This window comes from Mesorhizobium sp. P2_E10 (genome assembly GCF_056404235.1).
Genome location: NZ_JBFUEK010000004.1, coordinates 303,040 through 317,405 on the forward strand (window position 1 = coordinate 303,040; position 14,366 = coordinate 317,405).

Here is a 14,366-nt window from a genome sequence, read left to right on the forward strand (position 1 = left end):
TGTGCAGGGAAACATTGCGCCGCCCAGCCGTTGCGTTGAGGTATGCGCGTGCCGGGGGCAGCGACGTATGCGACAAGCCAATCGGAGGTTCTTCATGCGCACACACTCTTTCCTGCCAGTGCTTTCGGCGCTGGCCATTTCGACGGCTTTCCTGCTCGCATCCCCGGCCATGGCCGAGGTGGTGAAGTACAAGGCGACGCTCGATGGCAGCCAGCAGAGCCCACCCGTCACCACCAAGGGCAAAGGCACCGCAACCTTCACCTTCGACACCGCCAAGAAGAAGCTGAGCTGGAACGTCAAATATTCCGGCCTCAGCGGGGCGGCGACGGCCGCGCATATTCACGGTCCGGCGGCGGTGGGTGCGAGCGCACCTCCCGTCATCCCGTTCAAAGGCAAGCTCAAGAGCCCGATCAAGGGTTCGGCGGAGCTGACCGACGCGCAGGCCGCCGACCTGGCGGCCGGCAACTATTACGTCAATGTCCACACCGCCGCCAACAAGGACGGCGAGATCCGCGGGCAGATCGAGGCGGCGAAGTAGCGCAAGACGAGTTGACAAAAGGGGCGGGCGACCGCCCCTTTTTGTTTCGTCAGGCCTTGTCGCGGATCTGGGTCATGGTCCGCGTCGGCGTGATCGCCTCCGGGTCGAGCCTAATCTCGACGATCGCCGGCTTGCCGCTGGCGCGGGCACGCTCGAAAGCCGGGGCGAAGTCGGCGGTCTTCTCGACCGTCTCGCCATGGCCGCCATAGGCGCGGGCCAAAGCCGCGAAGTCGGGATTTTTGAGATCCGTGGCGACGACGCGGCCGGGATATTCGCGCTCCTGATGCATGCGGATGGTGCCGTAAATGCCGTTGTTGACGACGATGACGATGATCGGCAGGTCGTATTGCACGGCGGTGGCAAATTCCTGCCCGTTCATCAGGAAACAGCCGTCGCCGGCAAAGGCGATGACATCGCGGTCCGGGAACAGCTCTTTGGCGGCAACCGCCGCCGGTGTGCCGTAACCCATCGAGCCTGAGGTCGGCGCGCCTTGGGTGGCGAAGCGTCGGAAGCGGTGGAAGCGATGCACCCAGGTGGCGTAGTTGCCGGCGCCGTTGGTAAGGATGGCGTCGTCGGGCAGCATCTTTTCCAGGTAATTCATGATCGGCCCCATCTGGACGGAGCCGGGACCGCTTTCCGGCGGCGTCGACCAGTCGAGATAGACGGCATGAAGTTTCGGCGTCTCAGTCGCCCATGCCGGCTCGCCGGAAGGCTTGCGCCTGGCAAAGGCTTCGACAAAGGCGGATGGCGAGGCGTTGATCGCCAGCGTCGGCCGGTAGACGCGGCCAAGCTCGCCGGCATCGGCATGGATATGGACCAGCGTCTGGTCGGGATAGGGGCTTTTCAGCAGCGTGTAGTCGGAGGAAGGCATTTCGCCCATGCGGCCGCCGATGAGCAGGACAAGGTCGGCCTGCTTGATCGCCGTCGCCAGCTTGGGGTTGATGCCGATGCCGACATCACCGGCATAGTTCGGGTGCAGATGATCGAACAGCATCTGCCGGCGGAAGGAGCAGCCGACCGGCAGCGACCAGGCCCCGGCGATCGTGCGTATTTGCGCGACGGCTTCTGCATCCCAGCGCGTGCCGCCAAGAATGACGAAGGGCCGCTTGGCCTTGCCGAGCAGCTTTTCCAGCGTGTCGAGCTCGGCCTCGCCGGGCCGGGTTTCGACGGGCGTATGCGGCAAGGCAGCGGGTGCTTCGACCAGGCTTGTCAGCATGTCTTCCGGCAGCGAGATGACCACCGGGCCGGGACGGCCTGATGTCGCCACCGCGAAGGCGCGGGTGACGAATTCGGGAATACGCGAGGCGTCGTCGATCTCGACCACCCATTTGGCGATATCGCCGAAGAAGCGCTTATAGTCGACTTCCTGAAAGGCCTCGCGTTCCTTGGCGTGGCTGGCGACCTGGCCGATGAACAGGATGACGGGAACCGAATCCTGCATGGCGATGTGAATGCCGGCCGAGGCGTTGGTGGCGCCGGGGCCGCGGGTGACGAAGCAGATGCCGGGCTTGCCGGTCAGGCGGCCATGGCAGTCAGCCATCATCGCGGCACCGCCTTCCTGGCGGCAGACGATGGTGCGGATCGCTGAATCGTGCAGCGCGTCGAGCACGGCGAGGTAGGATTCGCCAGGCACGCAATAGATGCGGTCGGTGCCGTTGGCTTCGAGCGCGTCGACGATCAGTTGTCCGCCGGTCTTCATTGTCCTGATCTCTCCAGCTCAGCAAGAATTTCTTCGGTGTGTTCGCCCAGGCGCGGCGAGGGGCGCTCATAGACCAGCGGTGTGCCGGACATCACCATCGGCGCGCGCACCGAGGGCAAAAGATTGCCATGGCCGTCATCGAGGTCGAGCCGCATGCCACGCGCGATGGTCTGCGGATCGGCAAACATCTGGCCGATAGTGTTGATCGGACTGGCCGGCACGCTTGCCGCCTCCAGCTTTGCCAATAATGGATCGCGATCAAAAATCTTCAGCGCGTCGATCATGCGTTCGCGCAATTTCGCCCGGTTGGCGACCCGGGCCGGATTGGTGGCGAAATCGGGGTTCGCCGGCAGGTCGTCGAGCCCGACGGCGGCGCAGAATTTGGCGAACTGGCCATCATTGCCGACCGCCAGGATGATGTGGCCGTCCCGGACCGGCACAACCTCGTAGGGCGCGATGTTCATATGCGCGTTGCCCATCTGCACCGGAGATTTGCCGGAGACCAGATAGTTGAGGTTCTGGTTGCCGAGCGCCGAGATCTGAGTGTCGAACAGCGCCATGTCGATGTGCTGGCCTTCGCCGGTCTTCTCGGCATGGCGAAGGGCTGCCTGGATGGCTATGACCGAGTAGAGGCCGGTAAAAATGTCCGAGATGGCGACGCCGGCCTTTTGCGGCTCACGGCCGGCCTCGCCGGTGATCGACATCATGCCGGCCATGGCCTGGATGATGAAATCATAGCCGGCGCGGGGCGCGTAAGGCCCGTCCTGGCCGAAACCGGTGATCGAACAATATACAAGACGCGGGTTGATCTTGCGCAGGCTGTCATGGTCGAGCCCGTATTTCCTGAGACCGCCGAGCTTGAAGTTCTCGATCAGCACGTCTGCGGGCGCCACCAGCCGGCGTACGGTCTCGGCTCCCTCCGGCGTCGAGAAATCGACAGCGATGGAGCGCTTGCCGCGATTGCAGGAATGATAGTAGGCGGCCGACAGGTTCTCGCCGTCATGGCTCATGACGAAGGGTGGACCCCATTTGCGGGTGTCGTCGCCGCCGTCCGGGCTCTCGACCTTGATAACGTCGGCGCCGAGATCGGCAAGCAACTGTCCCGCCCATGGCCCGGCAAGGATGCGGGCCAGTTCAATGACGCGGATGCCTTTCAGCGGAGGCTCAGTCATGGATCACCGTGATTGCTCGAAAGCGCAGCCTCTATCAATCCCTATCGCTGCTGTCACGGCCCTTGCAATGGGCCAACCGGTCAGGGTTTCAGTACGCCGTCGGCCCATAGGGCGAAATCGTCCATGATGATATCTCGATTCACCTCGTTGAGGCTTTCGTGGCGGGTCTCGGCGTAAACCTTTGAAACGAGATTCGAAAAGCCCATCATGTGCATGCGCCCGGTGAGATGGCGGACCGCCTTGCCGCCATCCGAGGCCGGGTCCTTCTCACCGCCTACCAGATTGACGAACAGGTCGCGCCGCACGGTCGCGAAATTGCGGTTGCCGCCGCCGTTGAGTGCCATCTGGACGATGTCCTGCCACATCGACACCGATGCATCCCAGCCGCACAGCGGATCGGCGATGTATTTGGCCACCTCTGCCTCGTCGCGCGACAGCCAGTCGAACATCGTGCGGTGATTGGGCACGGCCTTGCCCCAGGCCTGAAAGGTCAGTCTGGGCAGCACGCGCGACGGCACGTCGGAACCCAGCCTGAATTTCTCCCAGGCAAGAATGCCCAGAGCCACCTGGCCGAGCAGACCGGCGGAGAAATTGCCGTTCCAGATGGCGGCGGCATGGATGCGTGCGGAGTGGCGCAGGACGAAATTCAGCGCCACAGACGCGCCCATGGAATGGCCAAAGACAATGACCGGCAGGCCCGGCTGCTCCCTGGCGATGAGATCATGGACGGCGACGACATCGGCGATGACCTTGGCGCCACCCTGCGTGTCGGCGAACCTGCCCAGCGGGGCGTCGGGCGCCCTGGTGGCGCCGTGGCCGCGATGATCATGCGCGTAGACATGGTAGCCGCGCTCGCCAAGGAAATCGGCGAAGCGGGCATAGCGCGCGGCATGCTCGGCCAACCCGTGATTGACTTGGACGACGGCGCGCGCGGCGCCTGTCGCGTGCTTCACATAGAGGTTGAGCGCGGCCCCGGTCGGTGAGGCCAGCGTCGTCTGCTTGTCAAATGGCATGTCTCGCTCCGTCGGCGACTGTTGGGCGACGGCGCGATCAACGTCAAGGGATGTCACCTTCCCACTTAGGAGAGATTGACAGCATGCTGTCAATATGATTTTATGACAGGATGCTGTCAAATGGAGCGTGATCATGAAAACCACTTCGACCATTTCGCGGCGCGCAATCTTGCTGGCGAGCTTCGCCTCCACCACGGCAATCCTGTTGCCAGCCCTTGCCGCGTTCAGTCAGGAAACCAAGGAGATGACCATGACGACGTCCACCATTCCCGGCCCGCAGGGCCAGCTTGCCACCTATAGTCTTAACAGCGGCAATGGCTTGCCGATCCTATTCCTGCATGGCGATTGCAGCCGGGCTTCGCAGTGGGACCGGGTCATGCACCTGACTGCCGATGGCCGCGACGCGGTTGCCTTCGACTTTCGTGGCCACGGCGCATCCGCACCGGCGCAGGACCGTGACTATGGCTATGACGGCCGGGCGGCTGATGTCGGGGCGGTGGCAGATGCATTCGGCTTGAAGCGGTTTGTCCTTGTCGCTCACAGCGGTGGTGGCGGGGTGGCGCTGGCCTATGCCGCCAGCCATGCCGACCGGGTCGCCGGCATTTTGTTCGTCGATCCGGCGACCGATCCGCGTGCACTGCCAAAGGAGATCCGCGAGGGCTTTGTGCGCGATCTGGCCGGTCCGCACAGCCTTGATGCCTTGAACGCCTACTACACCTCGATTGCCGGCTCCAACACGGCTGTCCGCCAGCGTGTTCTGGCTGATGCGGCCGTGGTCGATCCGGCAGCGAGGGCAGGAGTGGGCAAGGCACTGGCCGAATGGAATCCGGAACCGACGCTCAACGCCTATCGCGGGCCGATGCTGGTGCTGGCCACCGAGGCCAATGACAATCCGGCAGCGCTCTACCGGCTTCGCACCGACATTCCGCACCAAGTGGTCACGGACAGCGGCCATTGGGTGATGCTTGACAAGCCCGAAGTGGTGGCCGAAGCCGTCAACACATTCATCGCGACCATCGAGGCCGGCTACGAATGACGACCAGGACCGAAGCCGGGGATACGCTCACAGAACTGGTGCTTGCTGTCTTCAGACTGAACGGCAGTTTTCTGGAAGCGGCCGACCGGCTGGCCGCTCCAACCGGGCTGACGGCGGCGCGCTGGCAGGTTCTGGGTGCGGTGCTGAAGGAGCCGAAATCCGTGGCCGACATCGCCCGCGACATGGGTCTCGCGCGCCAGAGCGTGCAGCGGCTGGCCGACATACTGGCCGCTGAGGGCCTTGCCGCTTACGCCGACAATCCGGCGCATCGCCGCGCCAAGCTGCTGTCGATGACCGATGCCGGCTGGGCCGCGATCAAGGATATCGGCAGCCGCCAGCACGTTTGGGCGAACCTGATTTCCGAGGGCTTGGACGCCGAGGTGCTGAAAGCCTCGCTTGATCTGCTGCGTACACTGACGAAGCGGGTGGAGGCGGGCTGATCCTGATCAACCATTCGTGAGGTATGACGGACAGGCGCTGCAGCGATTGTTTTTGCGACAGGCGAAAGAAATCGTAATTCTGACATGTCGCAAGTTCTAGGTTGCCCGACTGAATCGTTAGGAGTGCTGGAATGCGGATATCGGCGATATGGGGTGCGGTGTTTCTTGCACTGGCTGGCACAGGCGTGGCGCAAGCCGATGTGAAGATGAGCGGCTCCTTCGTGGCCGATGCCGCCTGTCCGGCGACGCAAGGCATCAAGAGCGGCAAGAACCCCGGCAATGTTTCGACTGCGGCCGGGCAGAGCTACGATCTGCTGGCGGGCAACAAGGATGCGCCGACCCACTATCTCATCCGCGTGCCCGGCGCCGATCCGGAGCGCCGCTGGGTCAAGATCAGCTGCGGCCATGTCTCCGGCGGCAGCGCGGCCACCGCGCCGGCCGACCAGGGCAAGCCGGCAGCCTCGGGAAACCCCGAATATGTCTTCGCGCTGAGCTGGCAGCCGGCGTTCTGCGAAACCAAATCGAGCAAGCCCGAATGCCAGGCCCAGAGCGGCGCCGGTTTCGACGCGACGCATTTCACCTTGCACGGGCTGTGGCCGCAGCCGAATAGCAATTTCTATTGCCAGGTGCCGGCAAGCGACAAGGCCAACGACAATCCCGCTCACTGGAAGGAACTGCCGGCGGTCGAGCTCGATGCGACTACGCGAGCCGAGCTTGACCAGGTGATGCCGGGCACGGCTTCCAAGCTCGAGCGGCATGAGTGGATCAAGCACGGCACCTGCTACGGCAAGAGCCAGCAGGAGTATTTTGCCGACGCCTTGAACCTGATGCGCGCGGTGAACGCTTCGCCAGTGCGCGACCTGTTCACCAAAAACGTCGGCAAGCAGCTGACCTCGGATGCGATCCGCAGCGCTTTCGACAGCGCTTTCGGCGCCGGTGCGGGTGAGCGGGTCCGTGTCTCCTGTTTGGTCGATCCTTCAAGCGGCAGACGGCTGATCGGCGAGCTGACGCTCGGCCTGACCGGTCCGATCGGTCCGAACAGTTCATTGGGCGACCTGATGCTCGCCTCCGCGCCGACGACCAAGGCCGGTTGCCCGAAAGGTGGCGTCGACCCGGTCGGGTTCCAGTAGGCACCGGCTGTCGGTTTGGCTGCGCCCGATGCTATCGTGCGTCGTGCGCATTATTGGGTGGTGGTGGCAATGAATGACGTCACGAATAGTGAGCTGGCGCGGTTGGCGTTCTGGGCCAGGGGCATGACAGCAATCCGGGACGGTCGCATGGAATGGCCGGGTTTTTCCTACACCGATCCGGAGTGGGCGCGCATGCGAACGCTTGCCGCGCCGATCGGCGCCGGCACCTACCAGCTGTTCACTTGGGTCAATGCCGCGATCTTCATCGCCATTGCCGCGCTTGGCATTTTCTGCGTCTTCCTGCCGCTGGCAACGCTGCTTTTCCCGGTGCCGGCCGAGACCAGCGCGCTCAAGTTCTCGCTGCTGCTGGCGGCCTGCGCGTTTCTGATCATCGGGCTCGGCCTGCCGATTTCCATGCGCCTCTCAAGCGCGCTGGTCGCCTCGCAAGCCATACGCGCAGCATTGGTCGCCGCACCTGGTGACGAGGCCCTTGCGGCAAAAGTGTCCTGGCAGATCAATCGCATCATGCTCGTCATGTGCGGCCTGCTGGTGCCGGGCATTCTTCTGTTCATCGCCTACGACATCAACGCCGGCCCGATCATCACCGCGCTGAAATGGCTGGCGATCGCGCTGATGGCGGTTTCAGTTGGGGTCGGCGCCTTGCAACGAAAGAAGCAGGGCTGACCGTCGGCTGCCCGTGGGCGAACGGGTCAGTGAAGACGTTATCCGCCGGCGCCCTGTTCTGAGCGGTTCCATGCGTCAAGCCTGTCGGCATTGGGTTCGCCGATGACACGGTCGCGTCCGGTCAGCTTGGCCTTGTAGAGGCGCTGGTCGGCAAGGGCAAAAAGATCGGCAAGGCGTTGCGTGCTGTCGCTGACGGTGGAGACGCCGGCGCTGACGGTCAGGTCGAACTTTCTGGTGTTAGCGGATGCCTTGACCGCGTGCCTGACGCTTTCGCCCAGCAATCTGGCGACCGGATGCGGCCGGGCGCAGAGAATGGCGAACTCCTCGCCGCCGATCCGGAACACCTGACCCTCGGCGCCCACGGCTTCGGTCAGCACAGCGGCAATGGTTTTCAGGACCTTGTCGCCCTCGGCATGGCCGAAGCGGTCGTTGATCGATTTGAAGTGGTCGACATCGATAATCAGCAGGCTGAGCGGCTTGGCCATGCGCAGGCTGGCTGCTACGGCGGTTTCACCGTCGGTTTCGAAGCTGCCGCGATGCAAGAGGCCGGTGAGGCCGTCGCGGCCTACATGCTTGACCAGCGCCTCATAGCGCTCGCGATAGGTCAGCGTGTCGAAGATGTCGGAAAGTCCACGTGGCGCCGCGATCTGCCGCGTTTCGAACCAGCGGAGATAGGCGACAAGCATGGCGCTGTAGGTCAGCGCTGCGGCCATCTTGGCGAACCAGCCGCCGAAGAAAACCTGGAGCGGCGCGCCGGCGACGAAATGCAGCGCGGTGAAAAATCCCGCCTGGTCGAAGGTCAGCACGCAAGCGACGGAGATCAGGATGCGGGTGAAAGGCGCCTGGCGAAGATAACGCCCAAGCTTTTCATAAAGCAGGATGATCAGAATGGCGTCGATGAACAGCAGCGACGTGCCCCAGACCATCAGCCAGCCCATCTCGTCGATGAAGCCGATGTCCGGAAGCTTGCCGTCGGGAAGCGGCGAAATCGCATGCAGGCGCAGGATCAGCACAAGCCCGATCATCAGCGCGTTGCCGAGCAACAGGCCGTAGATCGGCTGGCGGACGGTGGCCGCGTCCTCCTTGAGATAAAGCAACAGCAGCATCACCAGCTTGCCGGAAAACAGCACGGCGGAGCCCGGTGACACCATGCCGAAGGGCAAAGCGACGTAGAAGACGCTGGCGAGGTAGGTTTCCAGGAAATGCATGACGCCGAGCGCGCAGACGAAGACGCCAAGGCCGATGCGGTGCCTGAAACGGAAGAGCGAGACCATGACGCCGAAGTAGAGAACCGCTTCGGCAAGGAGCAGGAAACTGTTCAGCAATGCCGTCGATCCCGATCTCTGCGGGAATCGCCACGTGCCGGCGATTCCCATCCGATACCGTTTTGACGGCGAATCCTTAACCGCTGCTTTCGCCGGGTTGGCAGCGATCCGAAAACTTCGCTGACAAGATCGGCGCTTCAGCCTGGGGAAAGCGTCAAAGCGCCAAAAGCGATTGCCGTTCGGCACGGCATCGCCTACATAGCGCGCAACTTCCATCCATTCTGATCAAGGAAAAGCGCGCGTGGCACGCCAGTTCATCTATCACATGGCCGGCCTCAACAAGGCCTATGGCACCAAGAAGGTGCTCGAAAACATCCATCTCTCCTTCTACCCCGACGCCAAGATCGGCATCCTCGGCCCCAACGGCTCGGGCAAGTCGACGATCCTCAAGATCATGGCCGGGCTCGACAAGGAGTGGAACGGCGAAGCGTGGCTGGCCGAAGGCGCCACCGTCGGCTATTTGGCGCAGGAGCCGGCGCTCGATCCGAAGAAGACCGTGTTCGAAAACATCATGGAAGGCGTTGCCGCCAAGACCGCCATCATCGAGCGCTACAACGAATTGATGATGAACTATTCCGATGAGACGGCCGACGAGTCGGCCAAGCTCCAGGACGAGATGGACCGGCTGAACCTGTGGGATCTCGAACAGCAGGTCGAGATGGCGATGGAAGCTCTCGGCTGCCCGCCCAAGGATTCGGAAGTCACCAAACTGTCAGGCGGCGAGCGTCGCCGCGTCGCGCTTTGCCAGCTTCTGCTGCGCCAACCCGACCTTCTGTTGCTCGACGAACCGACCAACCATCTCGACGCCGAAACCACGGCGTGGCTTGAAAAGCATCTGCGCGCCTATCCGGGCGCCGTGATGATCATCACCCACGATCGCTACTTCCTCGACAATGTCACCGGCTGGATCCTCGAACTCGATCGCGGCCGCGGCATTCCCTATGAGGGCAACTACACCAAATACCTCGAAGCCAAGGCCAAGCGCCTCAAGCAGGAAGGCCGCGAGGACGATGCCCGCCAGCGCGCCATCGGCCGCGAGCGCGAGTGGATCCAGTCCAGCCCGAAAGCCCGGCAGACCAAGTCCAAGGCGCGTATCCAGGCGTTCCAGGATCTCCTGGATGCAGCCGACAAGCGGCGTCCGAGCGATACGCAGATCGTCATTCCGCATGGCGAGCGGCTCGGCAATGTGGTGATCGAGGCGGAAGGCCTGTCGAAGGGCTTTGGCGATACGCTCTTGATCGACGGTCTGGAATTCAAGCTGCCGCCGGGCGGCATCGTTGGCGTCATCGGCCCGAACGGCGCCGGCAAGACGACGCTGTTTCGCATGATCACCGGCCAGGAAAAGCCGGATGGCGGCTCGGTCCGCATCGGCGAAACCGTCAAGCTCGGCTATGTCGACCAGAGCCGCGACGCACTCGATCCGTCAAAGACGGTGTGGGAAGAGATTTCCGGCGGCGCCGAAGTGGTCAAGCTCGGCAAGTTCGAGGCCAACACCCGCGCCTATTGCGCGTCGTTCAACTTCCGTGGCGGCGACCAGCAGCAGAAGGTCGGCAATCTCTCCGGCGGCCAGCGCAATCGCGTGCATCTTGCCAAAATGCTGAAGACCGGCGGCAATGTGCTGCTGCTCGACGAACCGACCAACGATCTCGATACGGAAACGCTGGCCGCACTCGAAGACGCACTGGAAAATTTCGGTGGCTGCGCCGTCATCATCTCCCACGATCGCATGTTCCTCGATCGCCTGGCGACGCACATCCTCGCCTTCGAAGGCGACAGCCATGTCGAATGGTTCGAGGGCAATTTCGAGGATTACGAGCAGGACAAGATCCGCCGGCTCGGACCGGATGCCGTCAATCCGCACCGCATGACCTATAAGAGGCTGACGCGGTAAGGTATTGATTTGGGGGCGGGTTCTCGGATGATTGAGGAGCTGAAATGGCTGACTGGTCCGCCGCCCAATATCTGAAGTTCGAGGACGAGCGCACGCGGCCGGCGCGCGACCTGGTGGCGCAGGTGCCGGTGGATTTTCCGCGCCGGGTCGTCGATATCGGCTGCGGGCCGGGCAATTCGACCGAACTTCTGGTCGAGCGCTGGCCGGATGCGCAGGTGAGCGGCTTCGACACCTCTCCCGACATGATCGAAAAGGCGAGGGCGCGCCTGCCGAGCGTCACCTTCGACCTGGCGGATGCGTCCAAGTGGCAGCCGCCCGAGCCCGTCAACGTGATCTTCGCCAATGCGGTGTTCCAGTGGCTGCCGGAGCATCCCGCGGTCTTCCAGCGGCTGATGGGTTTTTTGGCGCCGGGCGGCGCGCTGGCCATCCAGATGCCGGACAATCTCGGTGAGCCCTCGCACCAGTTGATGCGCGAGACGGCAGCCGAAATGCCGTTCGCCGGAAAGATGGCCGGAGCGGCACGCGGGCCGCTGCCGCCGGTGTCATTCTACTATGATTTGTTGTCGCCATTCTCCGAACGGCTCGACATCTGGCACACCGCCTACAATCATCCGCTGGCCGATGCCGAGGCCATCGTCGAATGGGTGAAGGCGACCGGGCTGAAGCCGTTTCTCGATCCGCTTGAAACGGACGAGCGAAAGATGTTCCTCGATCACTACACGGCGAAGATCGCCAAGGCCTATCCGAAAACGGCGAACGGCAAGGTGCTGTTGCGCTTTCCCAGGCTCTTCATTGTTGCCAAACAGGCCGCATAGAAACGATTAGCCACGCCGGGCCGGGACGCTTGACCCGATTTCGCCACCATGCGCATTTCCTCGTTGTGAGATCGCGATCAATTGCCCGCGCGGCAGGAGGTGGCGTGCTGGAACAACCGGCAGACCAACACCAGGCTCTGCGCCTGGTGGGGTTCAGCCGACATGGTTTGAGTTGGCGTAATTCGCCGGTATGAGAAAAGTGTTGCGCCGGGCATTCTCGACGCCCACATGAAGCCGCAACGCCTGCGCATGGGACGGACTGGAAATGCATCGCGTCATCATCAGCGGCATCGGCGTCGAAATCCCCGAACCCAAGATCACCAATGAAGAACTGGTCACCAGCTTCAATGCCTGGGTCGACATGGAGAATGCGCGTCGCGAGGGCACCGACGAGCCGCCGCTATCGAAATCCGACAGCGCTTTCATCGTCCATGCCTCGGGCGTCCAGACCCGGCACGTGATCGAGCGGGAAGGCATTCTCGACCCGACCCGGATGACGCCGCGCATTCCGGCGCGGCCCGACGAGGCGCTGTCGCTGGAGGCCGAGTTCGGCATCGCCTCAGCTCGCAAAGCGCTCGACCACGCCGGGCTGAAGCCCGGGGATATCGACCTGCTGATCTGCTCGGCTTCGCATCACCAGCGGCCCTATCCGGCGATCGCCATCGAGATGCAGGAGGCGCTGGGCACCAAGGGCGCCGGCTTCGACATGGGACTCGGCTGCTCGTCGGCGGCAGCGGCTCTGCACATCGCGGTCAATCTGGTGCGGACGGGGGCGCACAAGCGCGTGCTTATTACGACGCCCGAGATCATCACCGGCCATCTCAATTTCCGCGACCGGCAGACGCATTTCATTTTCGGCGACGCTTCGGTGTCGATGGTGGTCGAGGGGCTCGCCAAGGGCGAAAGGCGGCGGGGCCGCTTCGAGGTTCTGGACACCCGCACCTGGACGCAGATGTCCAACAACATCCGCACCAATCTCGGCTATCACACCCGCACCGCCCAGGACGATCCCTACATGATCAACCTGGAAGGCAATCTGATCAAGCAGGTCGGCAACAAGGTGTTCAAGGAAGTCACCGTTGCCGGGCACAAATTCATCGTCGAATTCCTCGGCGAGCACGGGCTGACGCCGCAAGCGATCCGGCGCTTTTGGCTGCACCAGGCCAATGCCCGCATGAATGCGATGATCCTGAAACTGGCCTTCGGCCACGAGGTCGACCACGACCGCGCGCCGATGGTGCTGGAGCGGCTCGGCAACACCGCCGGCGCCGGCGCCATCATCGCGCTGTCGGAGAACCACGCCGACATGAAGCCTGGCGATTTCGGGTTGATCTGCGCGTTTGGCGCGGGGTATTCTATAGGTGGCGCGCTGCTGAGAATGCTTTAGGCATCTTGATATTCAGCCGACCTGCAAATGGCGGCGAGGTACCCGTTCCGGGTCCTCTGATCTCCCAGTCTGGCTGCTCCGCCCTGTCTTCCCCTCCCCCTCAGCCCGACCTGAAACTCCACACTCCCTGCGTTTTCGGGAGTGTCTCAGTTCGAACCCCAACATGGTCTCGCTTCATGAAACGGAGGTTTTCCCAATGCTTGATGCCCGATGCAGTTGTGGCGCTCTCACCCTGACGCTTCCAGGATCTTCAAAACTGGTTGTCGCCTGTCATTGTCTCGACTGCCAACGCAGAACCGGCGCGCCATTTGGCGTCGGCGCCTTCTATCCGGTCGACGCCGTCGCCGTTTCCGGAACCGCGAAAGAGTTCACGCGGAATGCAGCCAGTGGCGGGAAGGTTCACTGCTACTTTTGTCCAGACTGCGGCTCGACGGTCTATTGGAGAGCCGACAGGCTACCGTCGCTAATCGGCGTTGCCGTTGGTGCGCTGGCAGACCCCAAATACCCGCCGCCAGTCAGATCGGTTTTCGAGCAGTCGAAACATGATTGGCTTCAAATCGACGGGGCCGTCGAACACTTCCAGCAAAGCAGTGTGGCAGGAAAGACAAACTGAGCTGCCGTCCAACTCGTTTTGCTGCGTCAGGCCGGTGTAAATGGCACCAGCATCGGGACCCGCCTGGCATAGTCGTCATAGGCGCTACCCAGTTCGCCGCGCAGGAAGCGTTCCTCGAGCCTCGCCTTCATGACGATACCAATGGTGAGAAGGACGGCGCCGGCAACGCCCCAGATCGTGCCTTTTGCCGCCATGGTGGCGAGGATGGCCAAAAGTAGCCCGGTGTAGATCGGGTGGCGGACGAGGCCGTAGGGTCCGGTGTCGACGACACGATGCTCGGCCTTGGCGGTAACCGTGCCCGACCACAGCCGGCCGAGATGCACACGCGCCCACCAGCAGAAGGCAAACCCGGCTGCAATAAGCGCGACGCAGATCCATGCCTCGGCAAGGTTGGGAAACCACAGGCGAAGTCGCCCGACATAGTTATGTGCCGGAATGAAGAGCAGGATGGTGCCGAGCACCAGCACGGCCCGGTAGGGGAATTCGGCCTGCAAACCGGCGCGCTTTTGCGCCGGGTCGGCCCAGAAGGCGGCGGCCGCCCAGGATACGACCCAGATCAGCCAAAGAGCCGCGATTGCAGATCCTGGACGCATGACGAACCCCCTTGGTCTGAGGCCATCATG

General features: G+C 62.9%; 14 protein-coding genes. 9 read left to right on the forward strand and 5 right to left on the reverse strand.

Going from position 1 to position 14,366, the window contains the following annotated elements; translation table 11 throughout:
- The first annotated feature begins 94 nt into the window (after positions 1–94).
- Positions 95–538 (forward strand): CHRD domain-containing protein, encoded by a 444-nt coding sequence (locus tag AC1D0N_RS13365; RefSeq protein ID WP_477244532.1) that lies wholly within the window; start codon positions 95–97, stop codon positions 536–538.
- Between the two features lie 49 nt (positions 539–587).
- Here AC1D0N_RS13365 and AC1D0N_RS13370 read toward each other — a convergent pair whose 3' ends face one another.
- The 3 genes from AC1D0N_RS13370 to AC1D0N_RS13380 all read right to left on the reverse strand — a co-directional run bounded on the left by AC1D0N_RS13370 (position 588) and on the right by AC1D0N_RS13380 (position 4,422).
- On the reverse strand, positions 588–2,237 hold the full coding sequence (locus AC1D0N_RS13370) for a thiamine pyrophosphate-binding protein (RefSeq protein ID WP_477244534.1): 1,650 nt from the start codon (positions 2,235–2,237) through the stop codon (positions 588–590).
- Positions 2,234–3,409, reverse strand: a complete 1,176-nt coding sequence (locus AC1D0N_RS13375) for a CaiB/BaiF CoA transferase family protein (RefSeq protein ID WP_477244536.1) — start codon at positions 3,407–3,409, stop codon at positions 2,234–2,236. Before AC1D0N_RS13375 ends, AC1D0N_RS13370 begins: the two co-directional genes overlap by 4 nt.
- A gap of 80 nt (positions 3,410–3,489) precedes the next feature.
- Positions 3,490–4,422: an alpha/beta fold hydrolase gene (locus AC1D0N_RS13380; protein WP_477244538.1), complete on the reverse strand. Its 933-nt coding sequence runs from the start codon at positions 4,420–4,422 to the stop codon at positions 3,490–3,492.
- A gap of 133 nt (positions 4,423–4,555) precedes the next feature.
- Between AC1D0N_RS13380 and AC1D0N_RS13385 the strand changes: the two genes are divergently transcribed.
- The 4 genes from AC1D0N_RS13385 (at position 4,556) to AC1D0N_RS13400 (ending at position 7,712) form a co-directional block, all read left to right on the forward strand.
- Positions 4,556–5,458 (forward strand): alpha/beta fold hydrolase, encoded by a 903-nt coding sequence (locus AC1D0N_RS13385; protein ID WP_477244540.1) that lies wholly within the window; start codon positions 4,556–4,558, stop codon positions 5,456–5,458.
- Entirely contained in the window at positions 5,455–5,898 is a 444-nt protein-coding gene (locus AC1D0N_RS13390) for a MarR family winged helix-turn-helix transcriptional regulator (RefSeq protein WP_477244541.1), read from the forward strand. The genes AC1D0N_RS13385 and AC1D0N_RS13390 overlap by 4 nt, the downstream gene beginning before the upstream one ends.
- Before the next feature lie 131 nt (positions 5,899–6,029).
- Positions 6,030–7,028 (forward strand): ribonuclease T2 family protein, encoded by a 999-nt coding sequence (locus AC1D0N_RS13395; RefSeq protein WP_477244543.1) that lies wholly within the window; start codon positions 6,030–6,032, stop codon positions 7,026–7,028.
- 69 nt (positions 7,029–7,097) lie between these two features.
- A complete protein-coding gene (locus AC1D0N_RS13400) occupies positions 7,098–7,712 on the forward strand; it encodes a hypothetical protein (RefSeq protein WP_477244545.1) in 615 nt (204 codons plus the stop codon).
- 38 nt (positions 7,713–7,750) lie between these two features.
- On the opposite strand, the gene AC1D0N_RS13405 is transcribed toward AC1D0N_RS13400, so the two are convergent.
- A complete protein-coding gene (locus AC1D0N_RS13405; RefSeq protein WP_477244547.1) occupies positions 7,751–9,037 on the reverse strand; it encodes a GGDEF domain-containing protein in 1,287 nt (428 codons plus the stop codon).
- Positions 9,038–9,278: 241 nt separating this feature from the next.
- Between AC1D0N_RS13405 and ettA the strand changes: the two genes are divergently transcribed.
- The 4 genes from ettA (at position 9,279) to AC1D0N_RS13425 (ending at position 13,743) form a co-directional block, all read left to right on the forward strand.
- The gene (ettA, locus tag AC1D0N_RS13410; protein ID WP_477244549.1) at positions 9,279–10,928 is read left to right on the forward strand and encodes an energy-dependent translational throttle protein EttA; all 1,650 of its coding nucleotides are present in this window, start codon (positions 9,279–9,281) and stop codon (positions 10,926–10,928) included.
- Between the two features lie 44 nt (positions 10,929–10,972).
- Positions 10,973–11,743: a trans-aconitate 2-methyltransferase gene (gene tam, locus AC1D0N_RS13415; RefSeq protein ID WP_477244551.1), complete on the forward strand. Its 771-nt coding sequence runs from the start codon at positions 10,973–10,975 to the stop codon at positions 11,741–11,743.
- Positions 11,744–12,008: 265 nt separating this feature from the next.
- Entirely contained in the window at positions 12,009–13,130 is a 1,122-nt protein-coding gene (locus AC1D0N_RS13420) for a beta-ketoacyl-ACP synthase III (protein WP_477244553.1), read from the forward strand.
- A gap of 196 nt (positions 13,131–13,326) precedes the next feature.
- Entirely contained in the window at positions 13,327–13,743 is a 417-nt protein-coding gene (locus AC1D0N_RS13425; RefSeq protein ID WP_477244555.1) for a GFA family protein, read from the forward strand.
- A gap of 26 nt (positions 13,744–13,769) precedes the next feature.
- Here the strand turns inward: AC1D0N_RS13425 and AC1D0N_RS13430 are convergent, their stop codons facing one another.
- Positions 13,770–14,336, reverse strand: coding sequence for a methyltransferase family protein (locus AC1D0N_RS13430; protein WP_477244557.1), 567 nt, complete (start codon positions 14,334–14,336; stop codon positions 13,770–13,772).
- Between the last annotated feature and the right edge of the window lie 30 nt (positions 14,337–14,366).